The sequence below is a fragment of the uncultured Brachyspira sp. genome, assembly GCF_944390845.1.
In the GTDB taxonomy this organism is placed as follows: Bacteria; Spirochaetota; Brachyspiria; order Brachyspirales; family Brachyspiraceae; genus Brachyspira; species Brachyspira pulli.
This window is the reverse complement of the sequence record NZ_CALXRM010000039.1, coordinates 24,547-30,893: the sequence shown is the minus strand read 5'-3', so window position 1 is coordinate 30,893 and position 6,347 is coordinate 24,547. Positions and strand designations below refer to the sequence as shown.

At 23.5% G+C, this 6,347-nt stretch carries 4 protein-coding genes; all 4 read left to right on the top strand.

What is annotated here, in order from left to right; translation table 11 throughout:
• Nucleotides 1-578: 578 nt before the first annotated feature.
• The 4 genes from Q0K52_RS08970 to Q0K52_RS08955 all read left to right on the top strand — a co-directional run bounded on the left by Q0K52_RS08970 (nucleotide 579) and on the right by Q0K52_RS08955 (nucleotide 6,347).
• Nucleotides 579-1,997, top strand: a complete 1,419-nt coding sequence (locus Q0K52_RS08970; protein WP_297298628.1) for a sulfatase-like hydrolase/transferase — start codon at nucleotides 579-581, stop codon at nucleotides 1,995-1,997.
• Between the two features lie 67 nt (nucleotides 1,998-2,064).
• Entirely contained in the window at nucleotides 2,065-3,345 is a 1,281-nt protein-coding gene (locus Q0K52_RS08965) for a CDP-glycerol glycerophosphotransferase family protein (protein WP_297298626.1), read from the top strand.
• Nucleotides 3,346-3,376: 31 nt separating this feature from the next.
• On the top strand, nucleotides 3,377-4,837 hold the full coding sequence (locus Q0K52_RS08960; protein WP_297298624.1) for a sugar phosphate nucleotidyltransferase: 1,461 nt from the start codon (nucleotides 3,377-3,379) through the stop codon (nucleotides 4,835-4,837).
• A gap of 52 nt (nucleotides 4,838-4,889) precedes the next feature.
• Complete coding sequence (locus Q0K52_RS08955) at nucleotides 4,890-6,347, top strand: sugar phosphate nucleotidyltransferase (protein ID WP_297298622.1); 1,458 nt, start codon at nucleotides 4,890-4,892, stop codon at nucleotides 6,345-6,347.

Below are 6,347 nucleotides of genomic sequence, written 5' to 3'. Positions count from 1 at the left end.
TTATAGCAATTTAAATTATAAGGAATACCTTCTTTTTTTAAAATAAAAGTGTGCAATATCTATGGCTCTTAAACATATATACTTTTTTATTAATATTTACTTTTATAATAAATATTGGTACTATTTATAAATTTATATTTAATAATAAAGAATTAGAAATTTATTTTATAAGTTCAAGATATAAATTAATATTTTTATCTTGTTTAATAATATCTTTGCTATCTGGATTGTTTATACCAACTTCTTTAATATCTACTTCCCCTCAAGAATTTACAAATCATTTTTATTTTATATTTAACAACTTATCAATAAGTATTGGATTATTTTTATTTTATCCCTTATTTATATATTCTTTATTTTCTGAAAAAATAAAGAATTATTGTACACTATTATTTATATTTTTAGTTTTTATTGTCATTATAAATACATTTATAATGACTGGTAATTATTTAAATATAAATACAGATTTTATATTTGATGATGTAAATTTATTGAAAGCATCTTACAAAGAAATATTGTTAATGTTAGGTTTGATTATATTGTCTATTTTTTTAGTTATTTTTATTTTTAAAAAGAAAATGAATATCATATTTCTCAATATATATTCTATAACAGCAATAGTAATTCTAATCATTTCTATATTTAATATTAATACTATTATAAAATCTAATAATAACTTATATGAAAATATAAATATAAATAATGATATAAAAATATTTAATTTATCAAAATCTGGTGAGAATATATTTGTATTTATACTTGACAGAGCTATAAATTCTTATTGGATGGATGCCATAGAAAGATTCCCTGAGTATAAAGAAAAATTAGATGGTTTTGTTATTTATCCTAATACAGTATCTTTTTCTGATTTTACTGCAACTATATCTTCTTTGTATGGAGGATATGATTATCTACCTTATGAACTATCAACTAATGGAAATTATAATATACGTGAAAAACATAATCAAGCTTTACTTACTATTCCTTTAGCTTTAAAAAAATATGGTTATAAATCAATTATGTTAGAACCTGTATATGCAAATTTTTCTAATATTCCTGATTTAACAGTATTTAAAGATTATACAAATATAAATGCTTATAATAATGATGCAGTATCTTCTTATTCTTTAAATAAATATTTGGGTGGAACAAATTTTAATATAGAAGAATTTTCAAAAAATAATAAAAAAGACAAATTTATTAAATTTTCTCTGTTTAAAATGATTCCTATTAATTTAAGGTATGATTTTTATAGAAATGGTAAGTGGTTTAGTTTTGATACTATGTTGGTTAATTATAGTATATTTAGTTATTCTATTTTACAAAATACCACAAATTTTATTAATATTAATGATGATGGTAATTATTTTAATATTTTTCATAATATGACAACCCATGAGCCACAATTTTTTAATAGTGATTATTTACCAAATAATGAATTAAAACCAATACCAGAATTGGATTTATCTATTTATAAAGATGATATTAGTGCTAGGCATTTTTATGCTAATGTATCTGCTATAAATATTTTATTAACATTTATAGATTATTTAAAACAGAATGATGTTTATGATAATACAAAAATAATACTAGTTTCAGATCATGGTAGATATGTTAATACAACAGTTTTTAAAGATGATAAATTGAAATTTGTATCTTGGTATAATGCTTTATTTATGTATAAAGATTTTAAAAGCAAAGGAGAAATAAAAGTAGATACAAATTTTATGACAATTGCTGATGTTCCATATATAGCAACTAAGCATATAGAAAATATAAAAAATGTGTTTAATAATAAAGTTATTACAAATGATTATAAGAAGAATGGTGTTAATATAGTAGATTTAAATACTTGGGAAATTACTAAACAATCTTATCGTCGTTATGATTTTAACAATTATTATTTCATTAAAGATAGTATATTTGATGTAAATAATTGGAAAAAATTTGAAATTGATTGGAAAACTAAAGAATCTAAGGAAATAGAATTACAATAGTTTGATTTTTATATTAAAATATTATACAATTTATGAAATACTAGTATTTATTTTTGAAGGAATTATTATGGTAGTTACAATACTTGCATTATTTATACTATTACAAAGTAATGCATTTGGATATATAGATCCAGGAACAGGAAGTTTGCTATTTTCTGCACTTTTTGGAATAATAGGAACTCTTTTCTTTTTGTCTAAAGCCTTAATTATAAAGTTAAAAACTATGTCATTTTCTAAAAGCAAAAACATAGAAACAGAAGCTTCTAAAAAAGCTAGAATAATAATATATGGTGAAGATAAAAGATATTGTAATGTATTTAAACCAATAATAGAAGAGTTAATAAAATTAGAAATACCAGTAATTTATTATAGTTCAAGTGAAGATGATCAAATATTTGAAATAAAAAATGATTTGCTTTATACGGAGTTTATAGGTGTTGGTAATAAAGCTTATGCTAAATTAAATTTTATAGAAGCAGATATTTGTTTAATGACAACTCCAAATTTAGATGTATTTCAATTAAAACGTTCTAAAGGAGTAAAGAAGTATGTTCATATATTTCATGCTCCAAATGAAGCTTCTATGTATTGTTTATATTCTTTAGATTTTTTTGATTCTGTTCTATTAAGCGGAGAAAATCAAATAGCAGATATAAGAGAATTGGAAGAAACAAGAGGAACTAAAGTAAAAGAACTAGAGATTATAGGAAGCCCTTATTTAGATGAACTTAATAAAAAGAAAGAAGAAGCTTCAAAGACTATCACTAAAGTAGAAAATAAAAAAACTGTTTTGATAGCTCCATCTTGGGGTATGAATGGGCTTCTTACCAGATTTGGCGAGAAAGTAATAGATCCTATTTTAGAAAGCGGATATTATGTAATTATACGTCCTCATCCTCAATCTAGTATAGTAGAAAAAGATATGCTTGAAAGATTAAAAACTAAATATAAAGATAATTCTAATATAGAATGGGATTTTAATAGAGATAATATATATTCTTTATCAAGAGCTGATGTTATGATATCTGATTTTTCAGGCGTTATATTAGATTATGCTTTTCTATTTGATAAGCCTACAATTATACCTAGTTTTACTTTTGATAAAAGAGGTTATGATGCTATTGAGTTAAAAGAGGAAACTTGGACATTAAAAACTTTACCTAAAATCACTGTTTCTTTAGATGAAAACAATTTTGCAAATATTGCTGATATAGTTAATGATACCATTAATAATACTTCATTGAAAGATAATATCATAAAAGCAAAAGATGAGGCTTATAAATGCCGAGGTGAAGCAGCTAGAAATGGAGCTTTAGTTTTAAGCAAAATGCTTACAGAATTGAATTAATATTTTTAATATAAATAAGGAGTGTTGTTTTATGAAAGCTATAATACTTGCTGCTGGAAAAGGCACTAGACTTGCTCCTATGACTTTAATAAAGCCAAAGCCTTTATTGAAAGTACATGGTAAAACTTTATTGGAAAATACAATACATTTTTTAAAAGAATCAAATATTGATGATATTACAATAGTTACAGGATATAAACATGAAATATTTGATGAATATGTATCAAGATTTGGATTAAATAAAGTTATTAATAAGGATTATGATAATACAAATAGTAGTTATTCTTTAAAATTAGTTATTGATAATATAGATGATGATACAATAATAATGAATGGGGATTTATATATTAAAAGTGATTTTGTAAGGTTTATAAAAAAAGATGTATCTCAATTTATAGGTCAAAATCTAGAAAGTACAAAACATCCTACTTGGAAATACAATATAGATGATAATAACAAACTTATATCTATAGATGAGAATGGTAAAGGCGGCCTTTGTGAAACTGGAATAGCTTATTTTGCTAAAAAAGATTTATCAATTTTGAAAGAAGAATTAATCAAATGTGATGATAATAAATATTGGGAATATTGCGTATTGAATTCGTTAAATAAATTGAATTTTTATATAACAGAAGTAAAGGATTTAATTTACGAAATAGATTCCTTTAGTGATGCTATAACTCATAATCTTTTAACATCAGATGATATAGCAGAGCAATGTTCTGATGATAATAAGGCTACAAGATTAGCTGGTCTTACAAATTATAATTATAAGATAAAATTCTTAGGTGAAGATAAAGTTATAAGGATACCTGGAATAGGTACAGAGTCATTTGTAGATAGACCTGCAGAGAGAAAAGTGACTTCTATAGTACCATTAAGTATATGTCCTAAAACAGAGTTTTTTGATTGGGATGTAAAAATAACAAATTACTTAGAAGGTTATCATAGTATAGTAGATGAAGATTTAAATACTGATTTTTTTAAAGCTTTTGTAAATACATTAAAAGAATTGCATAGTATTAAGCTTAAAGATTATGATAATTTTAAACCTATGTCTATGCATAGTGAAATAGATAAATTTGAAGGTTTAGCTAAAAGAAGTATAACAACAAAAACACAGAGAGACTTTGTCTTATCTATAGCTGATGAAATAGAAAAAGATGAGCAAGTATTATGTCATAGAGATTTGCTTTATGGAAATATAATGTATAATGGCAAAGATGTAAAATTGATAGATTTTGAATATTCTGGTTTTTCTTCAAAATATTGGGATTTAGGTAATTTTATATGTGAGTCTAATATGAATGGAAAACAGCGTTTAGAATTTATAAATTTATATGATGGTGCTGATGAAAAAAGAGTAAGAAAAGCTCAAATACTTGTTAATTATATATGGGGATATTGGTATATTGTTAATAATTCATATGAATATTCTCAGATACATATAGATGCTTTGATTAATAATTTGAATATACTTAATATTGTGTAAAACTTAATATTAAAAATTAGTTATTTTAATTAATAATAAGGAGTTTTTACTTATGAAAGCTATAATACTTGCTGCTGGTAGAGGTACAAGACTTTTACCTATGACTTTAGTAAAGCCTAAACCATTACTAGAAATACATGGAAAAACAATATTAGAAAATGCTATTGATATTCTTAGAGAAGGTGGGGTTGACGATATTACTGTTGTTACAGGATATAAACATGAATTGTTTGATCCTTTACAAAAAAAGTTAGGATTCAAAAAAGTTGTATCTTCAGATTTTGCTTCTAAAAATAGCAGTGCTTCATTAAAATTAGTCAAAGATGAAATTACTAATGGTACTATAATAATGAATGGTGATTTATATATTAAAAAATCTTTTTTTGAATATATAAAGCCTAATGAATGTCAATTCTTATCACAAGAAATTAATAATGTTATGGTATGGGAATATATTGTTGATGAGGAAAAGAAACTTATTAAAATTATTAAAGATGCTACTAGCGGAAGATATGGTGAGACAGGAATAGCTTATTTTGCAGGTAAGTATGTTGATACTATAAAAGAAGAACTTGATAATTGTACAGATGATGAATATTGGGAATATGCTGTTTTCAGAGCGTTAAATAGAATAGATTTTTATATTAGTGAGGCAGAAGACATTGTAACAGAAGTTGATTCTTTCAAAGATGCAATCATGACTAATACATTGACTTTTGAAGATATTGCTAAACAATGTTCTGATAATGGAGAAGCGATTAGATTAAAAGGATTAACTAATTACAATTACAAAATAACTTTTAATGGTGATAAAAAAGTAATAAGAATTCCTGGTTTAGGTACAGAAAAGTTTATTGACAGACCAGCAGAAAAACATATTATGTCATTAGTTTCTGAAGATATTGCTCCAAAAAGTATGTTCTTTGATTATGACATTAAAATAACTAATTATTTAGATGGGTATAAAGATTTAGAGTTTGATGATATAGATGAAAAATTTTTATCTCTTTTTATGAAAAGACTAGAACAATTGCATGAAATAAAATTAAAAGATAATCCAGGATTTGTTCCTTTATTAATTTATAATAAAATAAAAAAATATGAAGAATTAGTTCCTATTAGTTTGGTAACTGAAAAAGAAAGAGAGTTTATACATAAATCAGCTAAAGAATTAGATAAAGATGAAAAAGTATTATGTCATTTAGATTTATTATTTGGAAATATTTTATATAATGGAGAAGATGTAAAAATAATAGATTTTGAATATTCTGGTTTTACTTCTAATTATTTAGATATAGCTAGTTTTGTATGTGAATCAGATATTGATGATGAAAGACGTCTTAAATTATTAAAATCATATAATGGTTTAGAAGATTCCAGAGTTAGAAAGGCACAAATTATACATAATTATATATGGTCATTATGGGGTATTATGAATAAATCTTATGAGTATATGAGATATCATATTTCAGGACTTCATAAAAATTTGTCCTATTTTAATTTAAATTAA